The following is a 22097-nucleotide window of genomic DNA, read 5'->3' on the forward strand; positions in this document are numbered from 1 at the left end:
CGGGTGTCAGTGCGCCGAGACCTTCTCGCAGGCCACGTCGTACTGCGACACCGAGTGGATGTTCTTGGAGTTCTGCGGCTGCTCGCCCGCGTAGTGGGTGCCGGAGACGCCGTCCTCGTTGAACGGGGAGCCGGGTGAGAGCGCGGAGTGCCCGGGGCTGCTGGGGAACTCGTCGCATTCCACGCCGGGCTGGGCCGCGAAGGCCGGAGCCGCGGCGAGGCCCGCGGTGCCGGTCATCAAGGCGACCGTCACAAGGGCCGGGGCCGCACGCTTCAGGAGGTTCATGATCGCCTCTCCTTTCGCGGAGTAGCGGAGTGCCTGCCCATACGTACGCAAACAGGGCGGCAACCACTCAACCCCGCTACAACGTCGCCAACCGCTGGACCAGCAGAAACGCCCCGATCCCCAGCATCGCCGCCCCCGACGTGCGCGTCACCGCGCGGGCGGCGGACGGGCGGGTGCCCAGGACGCCCCGGGCTCCCAGGCCGACCGTGAGGTAGACGGCCGCGCAGCACGCCATGTGGAGCACGCCGAGGGCGGCGGTCTGGACGGGGACCGGGAGCGCTCCGTGGGCGGTCAGGAACTGCGGCAGGACCGACAGGTAGAGCAGCAGGCCCTTGGGGTTCAGACCGCTGATCGTCGCGCCGCGCAGGAACACCCGGGCGCGGGACGCCTCCTCCCCGGGGTCTTCGGCCGCCCCCGGCACGCCCGGCCGGCGCAGCACGCCCCACCCCAGCCACACCAGGTATCCGGCCCCCGCCACCGTCAGCGCCGTCAGCAGCCGCGGCTCCCCGGCCACCAGCACCGCAAGGCCCGCCACCGCCAGTGCCGTGTGCAGCGCGTACCCCGCGACCAGGCCGCCCACCGCCCACGCCACCGAACGTCCGCGCAGGCCGGCCGAGATCGCGTACGCCCAGTCGGCGCCCGGCACACAGACCAGCAGGAGGTCGAGGGTCAGGAAGGAAAGCAGCAGTGCGGTGTCCATGTGGGGGACATTAGGCGTGAATGGCCCGAAAGTGTTGTCGAAGTTTGCTCATGATCGCGAGTTCTGAGCAAATATCTTCTTCATGGACGACGTGGACCGGAAGATTCTTGCCGAGCTGCAGCAGGACGGGCGGCTGACCGTGACCGAGCTGGCCGCGCGGGTGCGGCTGAGCGTCTCGCCGTGCCACCGGCGGCTGCGGGAGCTGGAGCGGTCGGGGGCGATCAGCGGATACCGGGCGGTGGTGGCGCCGGCCGCCGTGGGGCTGACCTTCGAGGCGCTGGTCTTCGTGTCGATGCGGCAGGAGGACCGGGACACGGTCGCGGAGTTCGAGCGGGCGCTGGCGGAGATTCCCCATGTGCTGGACGCGCAGCGGCTGTTCGGCGAGCCCGACTACCTGCTGCGGGTGGCGACGGCCGACCTCGCGGCCTTCCAGCGGCTGTACGACGAGCGGTTGGCGACGCTGCCCGGGGTGCAGCGGCTGACCTCGACGCTGGTGATGAAGCACGTGGTGCGGGACCGGCCGCTGCCCGCATAGAGCGGCAGGCGGCGGCTCACGTCGGATGAGCCGCCGCCTGCCAGACAGGACTGGCGCCGGATTACTTGGTCGGCTTCTTGCCGGTCACACCCAGGTGCACCAACAGCGCCAGATTCGGCTTGAGTTCGGCCTGCTTGACGCCCCACGTCTGGAAGCCCTTCTGGTGCGAGGCGACCGCGGCGAGCATCGCGACCAGCGAACCGGCGACCGCCGCCGGGTTCACGTCCTTGTCGACCCTGCCCTTGGCCTGCAGCTCGGTGACCGATTCCGCAAGGGAGTTGTTCACCGAGTTGAGGATCTTCATGCGGATCTTGTAGAAGCGTTTGTCGCCCTCGGCCGCACCGAGGTCGACGACGCGCAGGATGGCGTCGTTCTTGCGCCAGAACTCCAGGAAACCGTCCACGAGTTCCTGCGCGGTCTGCCAGCCGGCCTTGCCGACCCATGAGCGGCCCTCGAGCAGCGCGGTCAACTGGCCGCCCTCGGTGGCCATTTGCTCGGCGATCTCCAGGACGGCGCCCTCGACGTCCGGGAAGTACTGGTAGAAGGTCGCGGGTGAAGTGCCCGCTTTCCGGGCGACATCGATGACTTTGACGTCCCGGTAGGGGGAGGAGCTGAGCATCTCGCTGAGGCAGTCGAGCAGCTTCTGCCGGGTCGCCTGCCCACGCCGGCCGGCCACGCGGCCGTCGACGGTACGCACTTGTCCTGTCATGCCGTCAGCTTACCGAGGGGTGATCGGAGCGCGATTCGGCCGACTGCAAATGGGGTGCCTGAGCGGGGAGGGGCAGGTGTGCCTGGTCCTGCGGGGTGCGTGAGTCGCCGTTAGTTTGGCGGTATGGCCGAAAACAGGGCATCCGCATACGGAGAGGGCGTCCCGTGCTGGGTGGACGCGCAGCTTCCCGACGTCGAGGCGGGCAAGCGGTTCTACGGCGAGCTCTTCGGGTGGACCTTCGAGGACGCGTACGGCGGCTCGGTGTGGGCGCATCGTGAGGGGGAGCCCGTCGCCGCACTGGCGCGCAAGACGGACGGGCGGCTGCCCACGGTGTGGACGGTGTACTTCGCGACGCCGGACGTGGAGGCGCTGGCCGACCGGGTCTGGGCGGCCGGCGGCCAGGTCGTCACGGCACCCGTACCGGTCGGCGACCTGGGCCTGGCCGCGCTGGTCACCGACCCCGAGGGTGCCGTCTTCGGTCTCTGGCAGCCGGACAGCCACCCCGGCTTCGGCAGACGGCACGAGGTCGGCACCTTCGTCTGGGTCGAGCTGTACGCCCGCGACACCGAGACCGCCAACACCTTCTACGGCGACCTCTTCCACGACGCCCTGTTCGGGCCGGACGCCAGGCCCGACTTCGGCCGCGCGGCGGTCTCGGACGTCTTTCCGGCCGAAATGCCGCCCCACTTTCTCGTCCACTTCGCGGTCGAGGAGTGTGAGGCCGCCCTCAGGACGGTGAACCGGCTCGGCGGGCGCGTCCAGTCACCACCATTCGAGACGTCGTACGGAAAGGTGGCGGTCGTCACCGACAATCAAGGGACGTCGTTCGCCGTGCTGGAGCGGGTCAGATGGGCGGTCGAGCGGTGAAACATCCGTTTTTGGCATGAGACACCCCGATTCGCCCCTGGGTTCGCAACCAGTGCCCGGGACAGGAAGAATCGGGGTGCGTGCCGCCATGGCGGTGCGGTGGTGAGACGCTGCACGGGGTCGCGTACATATGTGGAATGGCGCGGCTTGTACGGGGAGGTGGCAGGCAAGTGGTGGATCAGCTGACGCAGCACGATCCGCGGCGTATCGGGCCGTTCGAGGTGCTGGGACGGCTGGGTGCCGGCGGCATGGGGCTGGTCTATCTCGCGCGCTCGGCGTCCGGCCGGCGCGTGGCGATCAAGACCGTCCGGACCGAGCTCGCCGAGGACCAGCTCTTCCGCGTCCGCTTCACGCGCGAGGTGGAGGCGGCCCGAGCCGTCTCCGGCTTCTACACGGCGGCCGTCGTCGACGCCGACCCGCGTGCGGCCGTGCCGTGGCTGGCCACCGCGTACGTCCCCGCGCCCTCCCTCGAGGAGATAGTGAACGAGTGCGGGCCGCTCCCGGCCCAGGCGGTGCGCTGGCTCGCGGCGGGTGTCGCGGAGGCGCTGCAGTCCATCCACGGCGCCGGACTCGTCCACCGCGACCTCAAGCCGTCCAACGTCCTCGTGGTGGAGGACGGCCCCCGGGTGATCGACTTCGGCATCGCCTCCGGCGTCTCGAACACCCGTTTGACGATGACGAACGTCGCCGTCGGTACGCCCGCCTACATGTCGCCGGAGCAGGCCAAGGACTCCCGGAGCGTGACCGGCGCGAGCGATGTCTTCTCGCTCGGCTCGATGCTCGTCTTCGCCGCCACCGGGCATCCGCCCTTCCACGGTGCCAACCCGGTCGAGACCGTCTTCATGCTGCTGCGCGAGGGCCCGGACCTCGAAGGCCTCCCGGACGAGCTGCGCCCGCTGATCGAGTCCCTGATGCAGATGGAGGCGACGGGCCGCCCCAACCCCGCCGACCTCCAGGCCCAGCTGGCCCCCCACCTCTTCGGCTCCGGTTCCGACGACAGCGGTACGGCGTCGGCGTGGCTGCCCGAGAAGGCGGTCACCCTCATCGAGTCGCGCCGCAACGGCCGCCCGGCGGCCAAGCCCGGCCAGGGCGGCGGCCGCAGCGGCGGCGGCGCCCGCCCCGCTCCGGTGCCGCCCCCGCCCTCGCGCGACCCGGTCGTCCCGGCGCCCGTCCCCGTCGGCGGCCCCGACTCCGGCCCGGTCCGGCTGGCCGGCGCCCAGGTGCCCATCGGCCCCGGCCCCCGCGTCTCCGACGTCCGTGCCGCGGCAGTCAAGGCGCCCCCGCCGGAGGCTGCCCTGGCCGCCTCCTGGTCCAAGCCGCGACCCGGCGTCAACGGCACCGACGCCGTCGCACCGTCGGCGCCGCCCGTGCCCCCGGAGACGGCGAGCGGCTGGCGCCCGTGGCGTTTCCGTATGTCGAACGACGTGTGGGGCACCCCTTCCGTCGCCGGCGACCTCGTCTACGTCACCTCCTTCGAGGTGCACGCCCTGGACGTCGGCACCGGCCGCCGGCGCTTCAAGACACGGGACGTGGCCTGGTCGATGGCGGTCGCGGACGGCCGTATCCACGCCTCCGACGGGCCGACGCTGTTCGCGCTGGACTGCCGCGAGGGCGCGGACCTGTGGCGGTTGTCCACGGACGCGTGGGTGTACTCGCTCCAGGCCGACCGCGGCACGGTCGTCACCGGCACGCGCGGCGGTGGCGTCCAGGCCTGGGAGGCGTCCAACGGGCAGAAGCTGTGGGAGCTGACCGGCGCCCAGACCGACTTCGAGTCACCGGAGGCCGGGCCCGCCGTCCACGAGGGCACGGTGTACGTCTGGCAGGACGCCCGCCTGCGTGCCCTGGACGCGCGCACGGGCGACGAGCGCTGGTCGTACCCGATCGGCGACGCGGCCTCCTGCGGCGGCGTTCCGGTACGGGTGTCGCCCGCGCCGGACGGCTATGTGTACGTGTCGGCGGGCACCCGGGTCCTGGCCCTGGACATCGCGAGCGGCCATGTGAAGTGGCACTTCGAGGCCCCGGCGGTCTTCCTCTCCCCGCCCACCTTCGCCCCCGGCCCCGCGGTCACCGGCGGCGGCATCTACCTCGCCGACTACCTCGGCACGGTCTACGCCCTCGACGCCGCCGACGGCCGCGACCGCTGGCGCATCGCGACGGAGTCCCGGTCGTCCATCGACCCGGTCCTGGTGGCCGCGGGCCATGTGCACGTGGGCAGCGGCAAGGGGCTGTACACCCTGGACGCGGTCACGGGCACGCCCAAGTGGCGCTTCCAGGCGGGCGGCGACATCGTGGGCGCGCCCGCGGTGGCGGAGGGCCGTATCCACTTCGGCTCGACCGACCACCTGCTGTACACACTGAAGGCCGACGACGGCCGACTGCGCTGGAAGCTCGCGACCGGCGGCGAGATCACCGGGGCGCCGGTGGTCAAGGACGGCGTCGTGTACGCCTGCAGCAAGGACCGCTGCGTGTACGCGCTGGACGCGGAGAAGGGCACCGGAACCGCCCGGACCACCTGAGCTGCTGGTGACGGCCGTCGTACCAAGTGCACGGAAGGGTGTGGACGGCGGCCGTCCCACCCCGACGCTACGCCGGGTGCGTGGTGGTCGCCATGCGGTGACATGGCCGTGACAGGTGATCGCTAGGGTTGCGGCATGATCGCACGGGGGCGCAGTCTCAAGTTCACAGCTGTCATCGCGTTGGTGGTCCTGGCCCTGACCGGGTTCTCGACGGGCTCGAAGGGCTCCAAGGGCCGCCACAGCAGCAGCCGGTACGGGCACGGCGGCGGGGGCGGGTGCAGCAGTTCCAGCCAGGATCACGACAGTTCGTCGTCGTCGACGTCCGGGGGCGGGTCGTACGACAGCTCCTACGACGACGATGACGACGGCAGCTACGGCAGCAGCAGCGGCGGGAGTTCGTACACCCGGCGGCCCACGTACCGTTCCACGCCCACCTCCTCGAGCACGGGAAGCAGCAGCACGCTGGACGGCACGGCGAAGCTGCTGAGTTGCGCGACCGTGCAGAAGCCCTACGCGACGGTCGAGGTCGGCAACCCGAACGGGCGCGAGGTCGACTACTGGGTCGACGTCACCTTCAAGGACGCCCAGGACAACGAACTCGTCCAGAAGTCCGCCGACGTCGAGGTGCCCGCCAAGGGCAGGGCGACCGTCAAGGTCTACCTCTACTCCGGCCTCATCGACCAGGTCGACCACTGCGAGGTCGATCCCGAGGTGTACGGCTCGTAGTCATCGCAGCCGGAACTCCCCGGCCCGCCGCCCGTTGAACAGCTCCGCCTGTCGCTCGGCCGGCAGATTGCCCAGCGAGACCAGGTGCGGTGCCTGTGCGAACCCGGCGGCCAGGGCGGTCTCCTTCGCGGCCCACAGGGCGCGGACGGTGCCCTGGACGCCCTCGGGCGGGTAGCCGGCGATGACGGCCGCGCAGTCGGTCGCCGCGGCCAACGCACCGCCGGGCCCCGTGAGTTCGGAGACCAGGCCGATGTCGTGGGCGCGCTGCGCGGAGAGCCGTTCCGCCGTGCCCATGAGCATCATCCGCGCGGCCTCGCCGTACGGCATCCGCTGGGCCATCAGCACGGACTCGTATGCGCTGACCATGCCGTAGGAGGTGTGCGGGTCGAAGAAGGCGGCGGTGGTGTCGGCGACGATGAAGTCGGACTCGCCGAGGAGGTAGAAGGCGCCCCCGCAGGCCATGCCGCGCACGGCGGCGATCACCGGTTTCCAGAGGTCGTTGGACTTCGGGCCGACGCGCAGGAGCGGATCGTCCGCCATGTAGGGGGAGTCGGGCTGCGGCACGACCGCGTCCCGGTCGAGGCCGGTGCTGAAGGCCCGCTCTCCGGCGCCGGTGAGGACGACGGCTCGTACGGTGCCGTCGAACCGCAACTCCCGCCAGATCTCGCAGAGTTCGTCGCGCATCGTGAGGTCGATGGCGTTGAGGCGTTCGGGCCGGTCGAGGGTGACGGTCGCGACGCCGGTGTCCTTGTCGGCGGTGAGGGCCACGGTGGTCGTCACGGGCGCTCCAGGACCCACTGGGGGAGGCCGTCGCCGCTGAACACGACCTGCACCTTCGCGCCGATGCGGATGCGTTCCGGCGGGACGGAGTCGAGACGTGCGCCGGCCTCGGCGACCAGGTTGCCGACCAGCCGGATGCGGGGGGCGTCGGCGAGTTCGACGACGATCACGTTGTACGGCGCCTGCTCGGCGTAGGCGGGCAGCAGGGGCGGGTGGGGGACGACGTAGGACCAGATGCGGCCGTGGCCGGAGACCGGGTGCCACTCGCTGCCGAAGGACTGGCAGTGCGGGCAGCAGGGGCGGGGCGGGAAGCGCAGCTCGCCGCAGTCGGCGCAGGACTGGACGCGGAGTTCGCCCTGGCGGGCATAGCCCCAGAAGGGGGCGCCGTCGGTGTCGGTGACGGGGGTCAGCATGGTCGCTCAACTCCTCAGCAACAGGGCGGAGGTGGGGACCCCTTCACCGGCGGTGACGAGGCAGGTGGCGGCGCCCGGGACCTGGGCGGTGCTGGTGCCGCGCAGCTGTCTGACGCCCTCGTTGATGAGGTTGAAGCCGTGGACGTAGGCCTCGCTGAGCCCGCCGCCGCCGGTGTTCAAAGGCAGCCGCCCGCCCGTCTCCAGTGCGCCCTGCTCGGTGAAGGCCCCGCCCTCGCCGCGGGCGCAGAAGCCGTAGCCCTCCAGGGAGAGGGGGACGAGGGCGGTGAACGCGTCGTAGATCTGGGCGACGTCGACGTCCTGGGGCGTGAAGTCCGCGTGTTTCCACAGGTGTCGGGCGGCGGTCCAGGCGGGGCCGGTGAGCGGGTCGTCGTTCCAGTAGTTGACCATGCCGTGGTGCTGGGCGGGGAGCCCCTGCGCGGCGGAGTGGACGTAGACGGGGGACTGTCTGCAGTCCCGTGCGCGCTCGCGGGAGACGACCACGCACGCCAACGCACCGTCCGTCTCGAGGCAGTTGTCGAAGAGGCACAGGGGCTCGCTGATCCAGCGGGAGGTCATGTACATCTCGCGGGTCAGGGGGCGCTCGTACATGACGGCCGCGGGGTTCTGGTTGGCGCGGTTGCGGCAGGCGAGGGCGACGTTGAAGAGGTGGTCGCGGGTGGCGCCGTACTCGTGCATGTAGCGGCGGGTCAGCATGGCTATCTCATCCGCCGGGCGGAGCAGGCCGAAGGGGCGGGTCCACTGGGCCGGGGTGGGGAGTTGGACGCTGGTGTTCGTCCAGGGGCGAGGGCCGCTGCCGCGCTTGCGGGAGCGCCAGGCGACGCCGACCGTGGCCTGCCCGGAGGCGATCGCGGCGGCCAGGTGCGCGACGGTGGCGCAGGAACCGCCGCCGCCGTAGCCGACCTTGCTGAAGAAGGTCAGGTCACCGAAGCCGACCGCCTTCGCCAGCTCCACCTCGTCGGTCTCCTCCATGGTGTAGGAGGCGAGCGCGTCGACCTCGCCGGGTGCGATGCCCGCGTCGTCGAGAGCGGCGAGAACGGCGCGGCAGGCGAGGGTCTTCTCGTCCTCGGGGAGGTGCTTGGCGAAAGGGGTCTGGCCTATGCCGACTATCGCGGTGGCGTCCTTGATCGCGGCCATGCGCACACCTCCACGCTGCTGAAGGGCTGCTGACAGGCCGTCAGGGTACAGCTAATCTGACGGGTAGTCAGCTCCGGGGATGGGAGGCGTGCTGTGCGCGGTGATCTGGAGTGGGGGAGCATTCCGGGACTGGTCCGGTCGGCGGCCGAGCGCTACCCGGACATCGAGGCGGTGGTCGAGGGCCGAACCCGGATCTCGTACGCCGAACTCGGCGCCCGCGTCGAGCGGTCGGCGGCGGCGTGCATGGCGAACGGCATCGCGCCGGGCGACCGGGTCGGGATCTGGGCCCCGAACACACTGGACTGGATCGTGTCCGCACTGGGCGCGGTCTCGGCGGGAGCGGTGCTGGTCCCGCTCAACACCCGCTTCAAGGGCACGGAGGCGGCGGACGTGCTGCGTCGCAGCGGGGCCCGGCTGCTGTTCGTGACCGGCACCTTCCTGGGCACGTCCTACGTGGCCTCGCTGCGCCGCGCCGTGGCGGAGGGGCCGGGGCTGCCGGACCTGGAGCAGGTGGTGGTGCTGTCGGACGACGCACCGGCCGACTACCGCACCTGGAAGGACTTCCTGGCGAGCGGGGACGAGGTCGCGGAGGCGGCGGTCCGGGCGCGCGCCTCGGCGGTGCAGGGCTCCTGGCCGTCGGACATCGTGTTCACGTCCGGTACGACGGGCCGTCCCAAGGGCGCGGTGATCACCCACGCGCAGACGCTGCGGGCGTACGAAGTCTGGTGCGACCTGGCCGGGTTGAGGCAGGGCGACCGCTATCTCATCGTGAACCCCTTCTTCCACACCTTCGGCTACAAGGCCGGGGTGATCGCCTGTCTGATGCGCGGCGCGACGATGATCCCGCAGCCGGTCTTCAACGTCGGTACGGCGCTCGCGAACATCTCGGCGGAACGGGTGTCGGTGCTGCCGGGCCCGCCGACCCTGCACCAGTCGCTGCTGGACCACCCGGCGCGGGACACCCACGACCTGTCGGCCCTGCGGCTGGTGGTGACGGGCGCGGCGGTCGTGCCGCTGCGGCTGGTGGAGCAGTTGCGCGGGGAACTGGGCGTGGAGACGGTACTGACCGCGTACGGCCTCTCGGAGGCGAGCGGCATCGTGACGATGTGCCGGCGCGGAGACCCGCTGCCGGTGATCGCGTCGACGTCCGGGCGGGCGATACCCGGCACGGAGGTCCGGGTCGAGGGGCCGGTCGGCGAGCCCGGCGAGGTCCTGGTGCGCGGCTTCAACGTCATGCGGGGCTACTACGAGGACGAGGCGGCGACGGCGGATGTGGTCACCGAGGACGGCTGGCTGCGCACGGGCGACGTGGGCGTGCTGGACGAGGCCGGGAACCTGCGCATCACCGACCGCATCAAGGACATGTACATCGTCGGCGGCTTCAACGCCTACCCGGCGGAGATAGAGCAACTCCTGGGCCTGCACCCGGACGTGGCCGACGTCGCGGTGATCGGCGTACCGGATGCGCGGCTGGGGGAGGTCGGCAAGGCGTACGTGGTGCGCCGTCCGGATTCCTCGATGACGTCGGACGACCTGATCGCCTGGGCCCGGCGGGAGATGGCCAACTACAAGGTGCCGAGAGAGGTGGCGTTCGTGGGGGAGCTGCCGCGGAACGCCAGCGGGAAAGTGGTCAAGGGGGAGCTTCGGGGTTCCTGACGAACGGCGGCCGCGGCAGCTCCCCTCCGGGCTGCCGCGGCCGATCCCCGTGTGGCGAGACGACTGGTCGTCAGGCCGGCTCGTCCGTGACGTGGACGTTGTCGGTGGTGACCGTGCCGGTCTCCTTGGCCGTCGCCGTCAGCGGCTCGTCAGTGACGTGGACGTTGTCGGTGGTGACCGTGCCGGTCTCCTTGCTCGTCACCGTCAGCGGCTCGTCGGTCACGTGCACGTTGTCGGTGGTGTTCTCGTCGCTCATCTGGTGCTCCCCTGGCAGTGTCGTGCGGTAGATGGACAAGATCCGTCCGGCAACTCCCCCGAGGGTTGCCGGACGGATCCTGAGGCCGGTTCACCTTAAAGGCCCGGCTCTGCGCCGTTCCGTCTGCCCCCCGACGCGACGGCCCGACACAACTGAGCATGCCGGGAAGCGATAAACGAACGATGAACGGCACTCGTGTGCCCCACGGGCCGGTCGGCTCAGGCGACCGCCGTCGGCGTCAGCAGGCTCCTGACCTCGTCCGCCTCCGGTGCTCCGAGCCCCTCGAAGATGTCGAGTGCCTCGCGCCAGCACACCTGGGCCCGGTCGAGCTGGCCGATCCCGTTCAGGGCGTGCCCCAGCACGGTGAGGACGTTGCCGCGCCGCCACTCCCCGCCGATGCTCCGCAGCAGGGTCAGCGCCGCCTCCGCGTTCGACGCGGCCTGGGCGGGGCGCCGGGCCGTGAGATCGAGCTCGGCGAGACGGAAGATCGTCATGCCTTCCCAGAGGTGTTGCCGGCTGTCCCGGAAGACGCCGAGTGCCTGCTGGAGGCATTCCGTGGCCCGGGCCAGCTGCCCGCTGCGCGTGAGGGCGAGGCCCAGCGCGTACCGGCCGTTGGCCCCCCGCAGGTCGTGTCCCATGTCGTCGTACATGGCCGTGCCCTGCCGGGCCAGCGTCACCGCGCTCTCCGCCCGGCCGGTGGCCAGATGCGCGCGCGACAGGTTGCACAGGGCGCTCGCCTCGCCCGGACGGTCGCCCAGCGGGCGGAAGTGCTCGATGGCGCGGGTGAAGTGCGCCTCGGCGTCCTCGTACCGGCTCTGGTACATCGCGATCGCGCCGCTGATGTTGGCCGCCCAGCAGCCGGTGAGCGGGTCGTCGGCGGCCTCGGCCAGCTCGGTGGCCCGATCCGCCTCCTGGACGGCCGCGTCGAACATGGTGCCCGAGATGTGGTGGACGAAGGCCAGCGCCATCAGCGCCCGGCCCTCGGTGCGCGGGTCCCCGGCCTCCCGGGCCGCCTCCCTCAGCAGCACCGCGACCGCCTCGTACTCCTTGGAGTTGGTCCCCGACTCGGCCAGGTCGACCGCCGCCCACAGGACGTCGACGGCGCGCCGCAGCGATCCGTCCCGAGCGGACTGCCGTACGCAGGCCAGGAGCGGGACCGCCTCGGCGTACAGCCAGTCCTGCGCCGCGTGCCGGTCCGAGAACGTCAGGCCCGGGTATGCGGGCCGCTCCAGGTGGTCCACCAGCCGGTCGCCGGGCCGTTCGATCAGGTAACCGCCCGCCGCCGTCGCCAGATAGAAGTCCAGCAGCCGCGACATCGCCGCGTCCCGGTCGCTCGGCGGCCACTCGTCCCGCTCGGCGCACGCACGCGCGTAGAGCCGTACGAGGTCGTGGTACCGGTAGCGGCCGGGTGCCGCCGACTCCAGCAGGGAGGTGTCGACCAGGGATTCCAGCAGGTCCTCCGTCTCCTCCACCGGGAGGTCGAGGACCGCGGCGGCCGCCGCGAGCGAGATGTCCGGGCCGTCGGCCAGGCCCAGCAGGCGGAAGGCGCGGGCCTGGGCGGGCTCGAGCTGGCCGTAGCCCAGCTCGAACGTCGCCTTCACCGCCAGATCGCCGGCCTGCAGTTCGTCCAGGCGCCGGCGCTCGTCCGCGAGCTTCGCCGCGAGCACCGAGACCGTCCAGGTCCGGCGGGCGGCCAGGCGGGAGGCGGCGATGCGGATCGCCAGTGGCAGGAAGCCGCACGCCGCCACGACGTCGAGGGCGGCCTCGCGCTCGCCCGCCACCCGCTCCTGGCCCACGATCTTCGTGAACAGCGACAGGGCCTCGTCCGGGGACATCACGTCCAGGTCGACCAGATGCGCCCCGGCGAGATCGAGCATGCGGACGCGGGAGGTCACCAGGGCCGCGCAGCCCTCGGTGCCCGGCAGCAGCGGACGTACCTGCGCCGCGTCCTTGGCGTTGTCCAGCAGCACCAGGACCCGGCGGCCGTCCAGCACCGAGCGGTACAGCGCGGCCCGTTCCTCCAGGGACTCCGGGATCGCCGAGTCGGCCGTACCCAAGGCCCGCAGGAAGGAGCCCAGTACCGTCTCCGGTTCCGCCGCACGCGGTCCCGCGCCCTGCAGGTCGACGTACAACTGGCCGTCCGGGAACGCCGTCCGGGCCTGGTGGGCGACGTGCACGGCCAGGGTCGTCTTGCCGACACCGCCGATGCCCGCGAGCGCCGACACCGCCATCACGCGGCCCTCGGCGGTGGCGAGCACCTCGCCGAGTTCGTTGACGAAGGACTTGCGGCCGGTGAAGTCCGGGACGGTGGCCGGGAGTTGGGCCGGACGGACGGGGGCGGCGGCCGGTTCGGCCTGCGGGGCGGAGGGTTCCGCGAGACCCGGGTCGGCCTGCAGGATCCGCTGCTGCAGCTCCCTGAGCCCAGCCCGCGGGTCCACGCCCAGCTCCTCCGCCAGCAGCCGGCGCGTGTCCGCGTACACCGCGAGCGCCTCCGCCTGCCGGCCGCTGCGGTACAGGGCGAGCATCAGCAGTTCGCGCAGCCGCTCGCGCAGCGGGTGGGCCGCGGTGAGGGCGGTCAGCTCCGAGACCGCCTCCGCGTGGCAGCCCTGCTCCAGGTCCATGTCCAGGCGGGACTCCAGGAGTTGGAGCCGCCACTCCTCCAGGCGGACCCGCTGGGCCTCCGCGTACGGCCCCGGTACGCCGGCCAGCACCTCCCCGTCCCACAGCGCCAGCGCCCGGCCGAGCACCTCGCGGGCGTGGCACAGGTCCCCGGCGTTGCGGGCCTTCTCCGCCTCGGCGGCGAGCTCCTGCGCGACCGCCAGGTCGAGGGCGCCCTCGGCCAGCCCCCGCACCGCGTACCCGCCGGACTCGCTCACCAGGACCCCGGGGTCCAGCACCTTCCGCAGCCGCGAGGCGTAGGTCCGCACCGCCGCCAGGGCCTGCGAGGGCGGCTCCTCGCCCCACAGGGCGTCGATCAGCTCGGCCGCGGTCGCCATCCGGCCCTCGCGCAGCAGCAGGGCGGCGAGCAGGGCACGTTGCATCGGGGAGCCGGTGGCGATCCGCTCCTCGCCCCGCCGGGCACGCACCGGACCGAGCACGCCGAAGTGCAGGGCCTCCGACTCCGCAGAGGAGCCCGGACGCCTCTGCTCGGGCACTCGCGGTACGTCCATCGCCGCCCCCCTAGACACAGTGTGCAACTCCGTCAGTCTGCCTTGTCCGAGGCCGATGCGTCAGCTGTGGAGGGCACGGTCACAGCCAGGCGCGCGGGATATCACAAGGCCCTCACGCGGTCTTCGCACCCCGCGGCGGAGCCGCCAGTGGCTGCAGCCGCACAGACCCGAGCAGAAAGAAGCCCGTATCCGCGTAGCTGACGGACCGTCAGATCAGCGCTACCGTGGCCGCCATGGACACCCAGACGACAGTGCAGACCGAGTTCCCGCTGATCATCTCCGTCGACGACCACACGGTGGAGCCCGCCGACGTCTGGCAGAGCCGCCTGCCGAAGAAGTACCTCGACACCGGCCCGCGCGTGGTCCGAGCGCCGCTGAAGGAGATCTCCTTCCTCGGCGGCCGCTTCCGTCCCGTGATGGGTGCCCCCGGCGACGAAGGACCGCTGGGCGACTGGTGGTTGTACGAGGAGCTGCAGCGGCCCCTCACCCGCCTGGACACCGCCGTGGGCTACAGCAGGGACGAGATCAAGCTCGAGGTCATCACCTATGAGCAGATGCGCCCCGGTTCCTACGACGTCCCGCAGCGCCTCGCCGACATGGACGTCAACCATGTCCAGTCCGCCGTCTGCTTCCCGACGTTCCCGCGCTTCTGCGGTCAGACCTTCACCGAGGCCAAGGACCACGAGCTGGGCCTGCTCTGCGTGCAGGCCTACAACGACTGGATGGTCCAGGAGTGGTGCGGGCCGCAGGCCCGGGGCCGGCTCATACCCCTCACGCTCATCCCCCTCTGGGACGCCGAGCTGGCGGCCGCGGAGGTACGGCGCAACGCCGCCCGCGGGGTCCGCGCCGTCGCCTTCTCCGAGATACCCCCGCACCTGGGCCTGCCGTCCGTCCACTCGGACGACTGGGATCCCTTCCTCGCCGCCTGCGACGAGACCGGCACGGTCGTCGCGATGCACATCGGCTCCAGCAGCAGGATGCCGTCCACCTCCAAGGACGCCCCGCCCGCGGTCGGTTCGACGATCACCTTCGCCAACTGCTGCTTCTCGATGGTCGACTGGCTGATGAGCGGCAAGTTCGAGCGCTTCCCGAACCTCAAGGTGATGTACGCGGAGGGCCAGATCGGCTGGATCCCGTACATCCTCGAGCGCGCCGACGTGGTGTGGGAGGAGAACCGCGGCTGGGGCGGCGTCGCCGACAAGGTCCACCGACCGCCGTCCGAGATCTTCGCCGAGCACGTCTACGGCTGCTTCTTCGACGACGCCTTCGGCCTGAAGAACCTCGACGCGATCGGCCTCGGCAACGTCCTCTACGAGACCGACTACCCCCACTCCGACTCCACCTGGCCCAAGTCCCGCGAGGTCGGCGAGGCGCAGATGGGCCACCTGGACCCGGAGGTCGTGGAGCGGATCGTGCGCGGCAACGCCATCGACCTGCTGGGGCTCACCCCCGAGGGGCTCTGGCGGTCATGACCGCCCTGACCTACGGCATACAACTGCCCGTCCAGTCCCAGAGCACGATCTACGCCGAGCCCTGGGAGGCGACAGCCGGCCCGGACGACCTCGCCGAGATCGCCCGCACCGCCGACCGCGCCGGCTTCGACTACGTCGCGAGCTGCGACCACGTGGCCGTACCGCGCCGCCTGGCCGCCGCGATGAGCACCGTCTGGTACGACCCTGTCGCCACCCTCGCCTTCCTGGCGGGCGTGACGGAGCGCGTCCGGCTCCTCAGCCATGTGGCCGTCGTGGGCCTGCGCCACCCGCTGCTGACCGCCAAGCAGTACGCCACCCTCGATCACCTCAGCGGAGGGCGGCTGGTCCTCGGCGTCGGGGCCGGGCACGTACAGGAGGAGTTCGAGGCGCTCGCGGTGGACTTCGAGCGGCGCGGGGCCGTGCTCGACGAGTGCATCGACGCGCTGCGGGCCGCCCTCGGCCCCGATGAGTTCCCCGAACACCACGGCAAGCTCTACGACTTCGAGGGCCTCGGGCAGCTGCCGAGACCTGCCCAGGAGCACGTCCCCCTGTGGGTCGGCGGCTCCTCGCCGGCCGCCGTGCGCCGGGCCGCACTGAAGGCGGACGGGTGGCTGCCGCAGGGGGATCCGCGGGAGCGGCTGCCGGCCCAGATCGAGCGGATACGGCGGTTGCGTGCGGAGGCCGCCGGCGGCGGAGCCGCTACCGGATACGGCGAGGCCCCCTTCGTGATCGGCGCCATCACCGAACCCCTCTACCTCGGCACGCCCACCTGGGACGTCGGCCGCCGCACCCTCACCGGCGGTGCGGAGCAACTCGCCGAGTCGCTGCGGGCGTACGGGGAGATGGGCGTGCACCAGATCCAGGTGCGGTTCCGCTGCCGGAGCCGGACCGAACTCACCGACCAGATGGCGGCCTTCGGGGCGGAAGTGGCCCCCGACCTCTGAGGAGTTACGGCATGGGCAAGCTGGACGGACGCGTCGTCCTGGTCACCGGAGCGGCGCGCGGGCAGGGCGAGCAGGAGGCCCGCCTGTTCCGAGCGGAAGGGGCCGAGGTCGTGGTCGCCGACGTCCTCGACGACCAGGGCGAGGCTCTCGCCCGCGACATCGGCGGCCGGTACATCCACCTCGACGTGGGCGAGGAGGGCCAGTGGCGGTCCGCCGTGAGCACCGTCAAGAACGCGTACGGCCGTATCGACGGACTCGTCAACAACGCCGGCATCCTGCGCTTCAACTCCCTCGTCGACACGCCCCTGGACGAGTTCATGCAGGTCGTACGGGTCAACCAGGTCGGCTGCTTCCTCGGCATCAAGACCGTCGCGCCGGTCATGGAGGACGGCGGCACGATCGTCAACACCGCCTCGTACACGGCCGTGACGGGCATGGCGGCAGTCGGCACGTACGCCGCCACCAAGCACGCCATCCTCGGCCTCACCCGTGTCGCCGCGCTTGAACTGGCCGACCGGCGCATCCGCGTCAACGCCATGTGTCCCGGCGCGATCGACACCGCGATGTCCAACCCGGCCCAGCTGGACCCGAGGGCGGACGCGGAGGAGACGGGCCGGGCGCTGGACGAGCTGTACCGCAAGCTCGTGCCGCTCGGGCGGATCGGCAGGCCGGAGGAGGTGGCCCGGCTCGCGCTGTTCCTGACCTCCGACGACTCGTCCTACATCACCGGGCAGCCGTTCGTGATCGACGGGGGTTGGCTGGCCGGGGTCAGCGTCTTCTGAACACGGACGACGACCCATCTGACTGTCCATCAGCTATTGACCCTCCACGCGGGTGGTGCGACAGTCTGGCCATCGAAACTGACGGAGCGTCAGAAACCATCGGAACCGGGGACGGTGAACGGCCTTGGAATTCGGGCTCTTTGTACAGGGATACGTGGGCAAGCGCGCCGAGACCGACCCGCTCGCCGAGCACAAGGCGCTGATGGAGGAGACCGAGTACGTCATCCAGGCGGACCGGTCGGGCTTCAAGTACGCGTGGGCTTCCGAGCACCACTTCCTGGAGGAGTACTCGCATCTCTCCGCCAACGATGTGTTCCTGGGGTACCTCGCCCACGCGACGGAGCGCATTCACCTGGGCTCGGGCATCTTCAACCCCCTCGCCCAGGTCAACCACCCGGTGAAGGTGGCCGAGAAGGTCGCCATGCTCGACCACCTGTCCGGGAACCGGTTCGAGTTCGGCAGCGGGCGGGGTGCGGGTTCGCACGAGATCCTCGGCTTCCTTCCCGGCATCACCGACATGAACTACACGAAGGAGATCTGGGAGGAGACGATCGCCGAGTTCCCGAAGATGTGGATGCAGGACGAGTACGTCGGCTTCAAGGGCAAGCACTGGCAGCTGCCGCCGCGGAAGGTCCTGCCGAAGCCGTACGGGAAGTCGCATCCGGCGATGTGGTACGCGGCGGGGTCGCCGCCGTCGTACGCCATGGCCGCTCAGAAGGGGCTCGGGGTGCTCGGGTTCAGCATCCAGAAGGTGTCCGACATGGAGTGGGTGCTGGAGCAGTACAAGACGGCGGTCGTGAACGCGGAGCCGGTCGGGGAGTTCGTCAACGACAACGTGATGGTGACGACGACCGCGATCTGTGCGCCCACTCACGCCGAGGCGATCGAGATCGCCGTCAACGGCGGCCTGCACTACCTGCCGTCACTCGTCTTCCGGTACCACGACACGTTCCCGCGGCCCGAGGGGTTCCCCGTGTGGCCGGAGACGCTGCCCGAGTACACCGCCGAGTTCGTCGAACTCCTCATTGAAGAGGAGCTGTTGATCTGCGGGGACCCGGACGAGGTGTTCCAGCAGTGCAAGCGGTGGGAGCAGGCGGGGGCGGACCAGTTGAGCTTCGGGTTGCCGGTGGGGGTGCCCAAGGAGGAGACGCTGCAGACGATCAGGCTGATCGGGGAGCACGTGATTCCGAAGATCGACACGGATCCGGTGCATCGGACCACCCGGTTCCGTCAGGCCGCGTAAGGGGGTCAGGTCAGATGCTCGACCACCTCATCAAGGGGGCGACCGTCGTCGACGGGACCGGTGCGCCCGCGTACACCGCCGACGTCGGTATCCGGGACGGTCGTATCGCCGTCATCGGGATCGTCACCGAGGAGGCCCGGACGACCGAGGACGCCGCCGGGCTCGTCCTCGCACCCGGTTTCGTCGATCCGCACACGCACTACGACGCCCAGTTGTTCTGGGATCCGTACGCGACCCCGTCTCTCAACCACGGGGTGACGACGGTCGCGGCCGGGAACTGCGGGTTCACGCTCGCGCCCCTGAATCCGTCCCGTCCCGACGACGCCGACTACACGCGCCGCATGATGTCCAAGGTCGAGGGCATGTCGTTGGTCGCCCTGGAGGAGGGGGCGCCCTGGAGTTGGAGTTCGTTCGGGGAGTATCTGGACGCCCTCGAGGGGCGGATCGCCGTCAACGCCGGGTTCATGGTCGGGCACTGTGCGCTTCGGCGGTACGTGATGGGGGCGGATGCCGTCGGTGGGCAGCCCAGTGAAGAGCAACTGGCGGAGATCGTAGGGCTGTTGCACGCGGCCATGGATGCCGGGGCCTGGGGGTTCTCCACCACCCAGTCGTCGACCCACTCCGACGGCGACGGGAAGCCGGTCGCCTCGCGGCATGCGCAGCCGGCGGAGTTGCTGGCCATGTCCCGGGCCGTCGGTGAGCACGAGGGGACGCAGATCGAGGCGATCGTGGCCGGGTGTCTCGACCAGTTCAGCGACGCCGAGATCGATCTGTTCGTCGAGATGAGCGCGGCGGCCGGGCGTCCCCTGAACTGGAACGTGCTGACCATCGACGCGGCCGTCCCCGAGCGCGTGCCCCGGCAGTTGTTCGCGAGCGAGCAGGCGCGGAAGGCCGGCGGGCGGGTCGTCGCGCTCACCATGCCGATCCTCACGCCGATGAACATGTCCCTCGGCACCTTCTGTGCGCTGAACCTGATACCCGGGTGGGGGCCGATCCTGGGACTCCCCGTGCCCGAGCGGATCGCCAAGCTCCGCGACCCGGACGTACGGGCGGAGATGCTGCGCCGCGCCGAGTCGAAGGAGGCCGGCGTCTTCCGGCGGCTCGTGAACTTCGGGCGGTACGTCATCGGTGACACGTACAGCGAGGCGAACGCCGGGCTCACGGGCCGGGTGGTACGTGACATAGCACAGGAGCGCGGGCAGGACCCCTTCCACTGCCTGGTCGAGATCTGCGCGGCCGACGAACTCCGTACGGTCCTGTGGCCCATGCCCACCGACAACGACCCCGCTTCCTGGGCGCTGCGCGCCGAGACCTGGCAGCACGAGGACGTGATGCTGGGCGGGTCGGACGCCGGGGCGCATCTGGACCGTATGTGCGGAGCCCCGTACACCACCCGCTTCATCGGTGACTGTCTGCGCGGGCGGAAGCTGGTCGGTCTCGAGCAGGCCGTGAAGATGCTGACCGACGATCCGGCACGGCTGTTCGGGCTGCGGGAGCGGGGCCGGGTGGAGGAGGGGTTCCATGCGGACCTGGTGCTCTTCGACCCGGAACGGATCGACGCGGCCTCGGCCACCCTGGTGCACGACCTGCCGGGTGACAGTCCGCGGCTCGATGCCAAGGCGGTCGGGGTGCGGGCCGTGTGGGTCAACGGGGTCGAGGCGATCCGGGACGACGTGGTGAGCGGGGCCGTACCGGGGAAGGTGCTGCGCTCCGGGCGGGACACGAGGACGGTGAGCACCAGGTGAGCCAAGTGGCCGACGGCCAGCGGCTGTTCGTCGGCGGTTCGTGGGTCGAGCCGGACGGGGGCCGCTACGCCGTGGTCGACCCGGCGACCGAGGAGACCGTCGGGTGGGCACCGGAGGCCTCGCGGGATCAGGTGCACGCGGCCTGCGCCGCGGCCCGCGAGGCCTTCGGGCCGTGGTCGAGGACCTCGCCGGAGGAGCGGGCGGCGGTGCTGGGGCGCGCGGCGGAGATCATCGGCGGCCGTTTCGTGCCGTACGCGGAGCTGGCGCAGGCGGAGACCGGGGCGACGACCGGCACGGCCCGGGCGATGCAGGTCGGGGTGGGCGTGGCCCGGTTCCGGCGCTACGCGCGCGTGGAGCCCGCCGAGTGGGCGATCCCGCCGCAGATCAACGAGGCCGGTGGGGGCACCTCCCACGCCCTTAAGGCAGTGGGGGCGGGCAGGGCGGGCGTGATGGGTGCGCTGGCCGTGCGGCAGCCGGTCGGGGTCGTCACCTGCATCACGTCGTACAACAATCCGTGGGCGAACCCGGCCGGCAAGATCGCCCCGGCGCTGGCGATGGGCAACACGGTGGTCGTGAAGCCGGCCCCGCAGGACCCGCTCTCCGTCTACCGCATGGCGGAGGCGTTGGAGGCGGCGGGCGCACCGCCGGGCGTGGTGAACGTCGTCACCGGACGCTCGACTGCCGTGGGCGAGGCGGCCGTGGATTCCCCCGACGTCGACATGGTGAGCTTCACCGGCTCCACGGCGGTCGGGCTGCGGATCGGTGAGGTGTGCGGGCGGTCCATGAAACGGCAGTTGATGGAGCTGGGCGGGAAGGGGGCGGCGGTCGTCTTCGACGACGCGGACGTGGGGTCCGCGGTGGCAGGGATCGGCACCACCTTCTCCTTCTACAGCGGGCAGATCTGCACGGCGCCGACGCGGGTGCTGGCGCAGCGGGGTGTGTACGACCGACTCGTCGAGCAACTGGCCGCATACGCCGGTCGGTTGAAGGTCGGCGACCCGAGGGAATCGGACACGGCCGTCGGCCCGGTGATCTCGGCCGCCCACCGGGAGCGCGTGGAGTCGTACGTCGAACTGGGCCGCAAGGAAGGCGCGGTGGTGGTCACGGGCGGCGAACGCCCATCGTTCGACAGGGGTTTCTACGTCGCCCCGACCCTCCTCGCCGATTGCACCAACGACATGCGCGTGGCCCGCGAGGAGATCTTCGGACCGGTCGTGGTCGTCATCCCCTTCGACGAGGAGGACGAGGGAATCGCACTCGCCAACGACAGCGACTACGGCCTCATCGACTACGTCTGGTCCGGCGACGTCGCCCGCGCCTTCCGCGCGGCACGGCAGTTGCGGGCCGGCGGGGTCGGCGTGAACACCGTCGGCCGCAACATGGAGGCGCCGTTCGGGGGGTTCAAGAAGAGCGGGGTGGGACGGGACGTCGGGTCGTACGCGCTGCACGCGTACAGCGAGGTGCAGGCGATCGTGTGGCCGGGCTGACCGGCCGTCAGTGCAGTACCTCCCGCTCCCACTGCGCGCGCGGCTGGGTGTGCAGTCGCCAGTAGTGCTCGGCGATGTCGTCGGGGTCCCAGGCCGTGCCCGGGGCCACCGCGCCGGTCACGGTGACCGTGGCCACGTGGACGCCGGACGGGCCGTACTCCAGGTCGAGCAGCGAGACCAGCGACCGTACGCCGGCCTTGCCCAGCGACAGGCTCACGTATGCCGGATCCGGCTCGGGCATGCCGCCCGTGACGAGGATCGTGCCGGTGCCGCGTGCGGCCATCGCAGGGGCGGTGTGGGCGGCGGCCGTGAGGGCGCCGAGGACGTTGACGGCGTAGGTGTGCAGGTGGTCGGGGAGGGGGAGCCCGCCGAGGGTGTCGGGGCGGATGACGGCGGCGTTGTAGACGAGGACGTCCGGCACGCCGAACTCCTCCGCCGCGGTGTCCAGCGCGGTGCGCAGGGCGGCCTCGTCACTGCTGTCGGCGGTCAGGGGGAGCGCGGGGACTCCGAGGGGACGCACCGCCTCCGCCGCCGACTCGACCGTCTCCTTGGTACGGGCGAGCAGCGCGACGGGCAGACCCTCACCCGCGAACCGCCGCGCCACCGCCAGGCCGATGCCCGGGCCGGCTCCGATGATCACTGCTCCCGCCATCAGC

General features: G+C 71.3%; 20 protein-coding genes. 11 read left to right on the top strand and 9 right to left on the bottom strand.

All coding sequences use genetic code 11. The annotated features are described in order from the left end of the window. Positions 1-6: 6 nt before the first annotated feature. Both ABZ880_RS10945 and ABZ880_RS10950 read right to left on the bottom strand, forming a co-directional pair. A complete protein-coding gene (locus ABZ880_RS10945; RefSeq protein ID WP_361260029.1) occupies positions 7-285 on the bottom strand; it encodes a hypothetical protein in 279 nt (92 codons plus the stop codon). Positions 286-361: 76 nt separating this feature from the next. After that, positions 362-985 carry a LysE family translocator gene (locus tag ABZ880_RS10950; protein ID WP_361260031.1) on the bottom strand — a complete coding sequence of 208 codons (624 nt, stop codon included), beginning with the start codon at positions 983-985 and terminating at the stop codon, positions 362-364. Between the two features lie 82 nt (positions 986-1067). Here ABZ880_RS10950 and ABZ880_RS10955 point away from each other — a divergent pair, with 82 nt between their 5' ends. Continuing rightward, a complete protein-coding gene (locus tag ABZ880_RS10955) occupies positions 1068-1520 on the top strand; it encodes an Lrp/AsnC family transcriptional regulator (protein ID WP_361260033.1) in 453 nt (150 codons plus the stop codon). Positions 1521-1581: 61 nt separating this feature from the next. Here ABZ880_RS10955 and ABZ880_RS10960 read toward each other — a convergent pair whose 3' ends face one another. Beyond that, positions 1582-2229, bottom strand: a complete 648-nt coding sequence (locus tag ABZ880_RS10960) for a TetR family transcriptional regulator (RefSeq protein WP_361260035.1) — start codon at positions 2227-2229, stop codon at positions 1582-1584. Between the two features lie 123 nt (positions 2230-2352). Here ABZ880_RS10960 and ABZ880_RS10965 point away from each other — a divergent pair, with 123 nt between their 5' ends. From ABZ880_RS10965 to ABZ880_RS10975, 3 genes are all read left to right on the top strand, one after another. Then, on the top strand, positions 2353-3096 hold the full coding sequence (locus ABZ880_RS10965) for a VOC family protein (protein WP_361260037.1): 744 nt from the start codon (positions 2353-2355) through the stop codon (positions 3094-3096). Positions 3097-3266: 170 nt separating this feature from the next. Beyond that, entirely contained in the window at positions 3267-5612 is a 2346-nt protein-coding gene (locus ABZ880_RS10970; RefSeq protein ID WP_361260039.1) for a serine/threonine-protein kinase, read from the top strand. Between the two features lie 135 nt (positions 5613-5747). Further along, positions 5748-6338: a hypothetical protein gene (locus tag ABZ880_RS10975; RefSeq protein ID WP_361260041.1), complete on the top strand. Its 591-nt coding sequence runs from the start codon at positions 5748-5750 to the stop codon at positions 6336-6338. Here the strand turns inward: ABZ880_RS10975 and ABZ880_RS10980 are convergent, their stop codons facing one another. The 3 genes from ABZ880_RS10980 to ABZ880_RS10990 are packed head-to-tail and all read right to left on the bottom strand — an operon-like array spanning position 6339 to position 8686. Continuing rightward, positions 6339-7118 (bottom strand): enoyl-CoA hydratase/isomerase family protein, encoded by a 780-nt coding sequence (locus ABZ880_RS10980; RefSeq protein ID WP_361260043.1) that lies wholly within the window; start codon positions 7116-7118, stop codon positions 6339-6341. It abuts the gene before it with no gap. Further along, positions 7115-7531 (bottom strand): OB-fold domain-containing protein, encoded by a 417-nt coding sequence (locus tag ABZ880_RS10985; protein ID WP_361260045.1) that lies wholly within the window; start codon positions 7529-7531, stop codon positions 7115-7117. The genes ABZ880_RS10980 and ABZ880_RS10985 overlap by 4 nt, the downstream gene beginning before the upstream one ends. A gap of 6 nt (positions 7532-7537) precedes the next feature. Further along, the gene (locus ABZ880_RS10990) at positions 7538-8686 is read right to left on the bottom strand and encodes a lipid-transfer protein (protein WP_361260047.1); all 1149 of its coding nucleotides are present in this window, start codon (positions 8684-8686) and stop codon (positions 7538-7540) included. 93 nt (positions 8687-8779) lie between these two features. Between ABZ880_RS10990 and ABZ880_RS10995 the strand changes: the two genes are divergently transcribed. After that, positions 8780-10342, top strand: a complete 1563-nt coding sequence (locus ABZ880_RS10995; protein ID WP_361260049.1) for a FadD3 family acyl-CoA ligase — start codon at positions 8780-8782, stop codon at positions 10340-10342. A 70-nt stretch (positions 10343-10412) separates the two neighbouring features. Here ABZ880_RS10995 and ABZ880_RS11000 read toward each other — a convergent pair whose 3' ends face one another. After that, a complete protein-coding gene (locus ABZ880_RS11000; protein WP_361260051.1) occupies positions 10413-10598 on the bottom strand; it encodes a hypothetical protein in 186 nt (61 codons plus the stop codon). A 218-nt stretch (positions 10599-10816) separates the two neighbouring features. After that, positions 10817-13768, bottom strand: a complete 2952-nt coding sequence (locus ABZ880_RS11005; RefSeq protein ID WP_361260053.1) for a BTAD domain-containing putative transcriptional regulator — start codon at positions 13766-13768, stop codon at positions 10817-10819. A gap of 233 nt (positions 13769-14001) precedes the next feature. Here ABZ880_RS11005 and ABZ880_RS11010 point away from each other — a divergent pair, with 233 nt between their 5' ends. The 6 genes from ABZ880_RS11010 (at position 14002) to ABZ880_RS11035 (ending at position 21441) form a co-directional block, all read left to right on the top strand. Next, positions 14002-15240: an amidohydrolase family protein gene (locus ABZ880_RS11010; protein WP_361260055.1), complete on the top strand. Its 1239-nt coding sequence runs from the start codon at positions 14002-14004 to the stop codon at positions 15238-15240. Beyond that, on the top strand, positions 15237-16184 hold the full coding sequence (locus tag ABZ880_RS11015) for a TIGR03619 family F420-dependent LLM class oxidoreductase (RefSeq protein ID WP_361260057.1): 948 nt from the start codon (positions 15237-15239) through the stop codon (positions 16182-16184). The genes ABZ880_RS11010 and ABZ880_RS11015 overlap by 4 nt, the downstream gene beginning before the upstream one ends. A gap of 11 nt (positions 16185-16195) precedes the next feature. Continuing rightward, a complete protein-coding gene (locus ABZ880_RS11020; RefSeq protein ID WP_361260059.1) occupies positions 16196-16966 on the top strand; it encodes an SDR family oxidoreductase in 771 nt (256 codons plus the stop codon). A 124-nt stretch (positions 16967-17090) separates the two neighbouring features. Continuing rightward, positions 17091-18209: an LLM class flavin-dependent oxidoreductase gene (locus tag ABZ880_RS11025; protein ID WP_361260061.1), complete on the top strand. Its 1119-nt coding sequence runs from the start codon at positions 17091-17093 to the stop codon at positions 18207-18209. Positions 18210-18223: 14 nt separating this feature from the next. Further along, positions 18224-19954, top strand: a complete 1731-nt coding sequence (locus ABZ880_RS11030; RefSeq protein WP_361260063.1) for a D-aminoacylase — start codon at positions 18224-18226, stop codon at positions 19952-19954. Continuing rightward, positions 19951-21441, top strand: a complete 1491-nt coding sequence (locus tag ABZ880_RS11035) for an aldehyde dehydrogenase family protein (RefSeq protein WP_361260065.1) — start codon at positions 19951-19953, stop codon at positions 21439-21441. The genes ABZ880_RS11030 and ABZ880_RS11035 overlap by 4 nt, the downstream gene beginning before the upstream one ends. A gap of 7 nt (positions 21442-21448) precedes the next feature. On the opposite strand, the gene ABZ880_RS11040 is transcribed toward ABZ880_RS11035, so the two are convergent. Further along, on the bottom strand, positions 21449-22093 hold the full coding sequence (locus ABZ880_RS11040) for an SDR family NAD(P)-dependent oxidoreductase (RefSeq protein ID WP_361260528.1): 645 nt from the start codon (positions 22091-22093) through the stop codon (positions 21449-21451). Positions 22094-22097 lie beyond the last annotated feature (4 nt).

It is taken from the genome of Streptomyces sp. NPDC047043 (assembly GCF_040644055.1).
Lineage (GTDB): Bacteria > Actinomycetota > Actinomycetes > Streptomycetales > Streptomycetaceae > Streptomyces.

Bases quoted from the DNA above. Each gene is read 5' to 3' on its own strand.
- ABZ880_RS11030 (WP_361260063.1), top strand. From the start codon at position 18,224: ATGCTCGACCACCTCATCAAGGGGGCGACCGTCGTCGACGGGACCGGT.
- ABZ880_RS11000 (WP_361260051.1), bottom strand. From the start codon at position 10,598: ATGAGCGACGAGAACACCACCGACAACGTGCACGTGACCGACGAGCCG.
- ABZ880_RS10975 (WP_361260041.1), top strand. From the start codon at position 5,748: ATGATCGCACGGGGGCGCAGTCTCAAGTTCACAGCTGTCATCGCGTTG.
- ABZ880_RS11010 (WP_361260055.1), top strand. From the start codon at position 14,002: ATGGACACCCAGACGACAGTGCAGACCGAGTTCCCGCTGATCATCTCC.
- ABZ880_RS10985 (WP_361260045.1), bottom strand. From the start codon at position 7,531: ATGCTGACCCCCGTCACCGACACCGACGGCGCCCCCTTCTGGGGCTAT.
- ABZ880_RS10960 (WP_361260035.1), bottom strand. From the start codon at position 2,229: ATGACAGGACAAGTGCGTACCGTCGACGGCCGCGTGGCCGGCCGGCGT.
- ABZ880_RS10965 (WP_361260037.1), top strand. From the start codon at position 2,353: ATGGCCGAAAACAGGGCATCCGCATACGGAGAGGGCGTCCCGTGCTGG.
- ABZ880_RS11040 (WP_361260528.1), bottom strand. From the start codon at position 22,093: ATGGCGGGAGCAGTGATCATCGGAGCCGGCCCGGGCATCGGCCTGGCG.
- ABZ880_RS10945 (WP_361260029.1), bottom strand. From the start codon at position 285: ATGAACCTCCTGAAGCGTGCGGCCCCGGCCCTTGTGACGGTCGCCTTG.
- ABZ880_RS11005 (WP_361260053.1), bottom strand. From the start codon at position 13,768: ATGGACGTACCGCGAGTGCCCGAGCAGAGGCGTCCGGGCTCCTCTGCG.
- ABZ880_RS11015 (WP_361260057.1), top strand. From the start codon at position 15,237: ATGACCGCCCTGACCTACGGCATACAACTGCCCGTCCAGTCCCAGAGC.
- ABZ880_RS10950 (WP_361260031.1), bottom strand. From the start codon at position 985: ATGGACACCGCACTGCTGCTTTCCTTCCTGACCCTCGACCTCCTGCTG.
- ABZ880_RS10990 (WP_361260047.1), bottom strand. From the start codon at position 8,686: ATGGCCGCGATCAAGGACGCCACCGCGATAGTCGGCATAGGCCAGACC.
- ABZ880_RS11020 (WP_361260059.1), top strand. From the start codon at position 16,196: ATGGGCAAGCTGGACGGACGCGTCGTCCTGGTCACCGGAGCGGCGCGC.
- ABZ880_RS10955 (WP_361260033.1), top strand. From the start codon at position 1,068: ATGGACGACGTGGACCGGAAGATTCTTGCCGAGCTGCAGCAGGACGGG.